Consider the following 1408-nt stretch of genomic DNA (forward strand, 5'->3'; position numbering starts at 1 on the left):
TTTTCTTACTGCATTCGACGATTTTTTGGCAGCTCATCGTTCTCTCTTGCCTACGCGCACCAGTTAACCTTATTCATGATGCCTCTGGGTTTGTTTGGCGATGAGCGGCAGGGCATCTTTTTCACCCCGGCCGTCAGGTTTTGTTGCAAAGGCTGAATAGGGGCACAGAGAGGCCCTGATGCGACGTCAATCAGGCGGCGAAGATTTCGAACTGCTCGGCCAAGGAGCGGCAGCTGAAATCGTTAGCAAAAATTGAAATCGTTAGCGAAAAATCACGGCTACCGTAACGTCTAAACCTAAATAATATATGACATTCTTCCGTTTGAAGTCCGGAAGCAAAAGCGACATCCGTCCATTTTGTAGGGAATTCGACAGAACTGACGATTACCCGCTCACCGCGAGACGTGAGCGAATTCAATCAGAACCGGCTGCTGCGCCTCTGGCATCGCTCTTGCTCTTCCAGCTGTGACATTACACGCCAACGGTCCGTTTGAGTCGCGCCGCCGTGGAGCGGCAGGTGGTACGGGTAAGCTCGTGATCCCGCCCCCGTCGAGGAAACGTCCGGTCATGGAAGTCTTGATGGGCGCATGATTGAAGCTTTCTGATGAACTGGAGTGCGGATGGCCACACAGGTGGAGATCGATGCAGGTCACGCGATCTATTCGCCGATGGTGCTGCGCACATACGACTGGGTTGTGTTGGGTTTCTCAAACCATCTTCTGTGGCGTTGCCCGACGCAGGAGTTGCGCAAGCTTTACGACCGCAACGTCACTGCCCGTCACCTCGACGTCGGGGTTGGCACCGGCTACTTCCTCGACAAAGCCAAATGGCCCGTTTCCAATCCTGCCATCACGCTTCTCGATCTCAATCCCGACTGCCTTGGACTTGCGGCCAAGCGCATTCGAAGGTACGCGCCGCAGACCGTTCAAGCCAACATCCTTGCGCCGCTTCCGCCCATTGAGGAATTCAAGTCGGCCGCGCTTTGCTATCTGTTCCATTGTCTCCCCGGGACAATCCCGGAAAAAGCTGTCGCCTTTGACCATCTGCGTCCGCTGTTGGCACCGGGCGCTCGTGTGTTCGGGGCGACGATCCTGCAGGGCAGCGTCCCTCGTTCGCGGCCTGCCCGGGCGCTCATGAACCTTTACAACAGGAAGGGCATTTTCTCGAACGCCGCGGATACAGTTGAAGACCTTGAGACCGCACTCGGGGAGCGCTTTTCCAACGTAAAAGTCGAGCTTAGGGGAGTTGTGGCCCTCTTCGAAGCTACCGCCGATTGAGTAAGTGGTTGCGGCCGCCGGCCCCGGACTTTCGCCTTGCAATGCTCGCTTCGGAGTCGCCCGTGAACAATGAAGCGCGTCAGGCGGCGCGTGGTTTCGGCTGGCATTGAAGCGCGGCGATGAGCAGGCAC

General features: G+C 56.7%; 1 protein-coding gene. It reads left to right on the forward strand.

Annotated elements, in window-relative coordinates; translation table 11 throughout:
* Positions 1-620: 620 nt before the first annotated feature.
* The gene (locus tag ACWGS9_RS34835) at positions 621-1277 is read left to right on the forward strand and encodes a class I SAM-dependent methyltransferase (RefSeq protein WP_454509435.1); all 657 of its coding nucleotides are present in this window, start codon (positions 621-623) and stop codon (positions 1275-1277) included.
* Positions 1278-1408: the final 131 nt, after the last annotated feature.

It is taken from the genome of Mesorhizobium sp. Arg314 (assembly GCF_053714275.1).

What these genes read in the sequence shown, in the direction of transcription:
- ACWGS9_RS34835 (WP_454509435.1), top strand. Translation starts at nt 621, where the DNA reads ATGGCCACACAGGTGGAGATCGATGCAGGTCACGCGATCTATTCGCCG.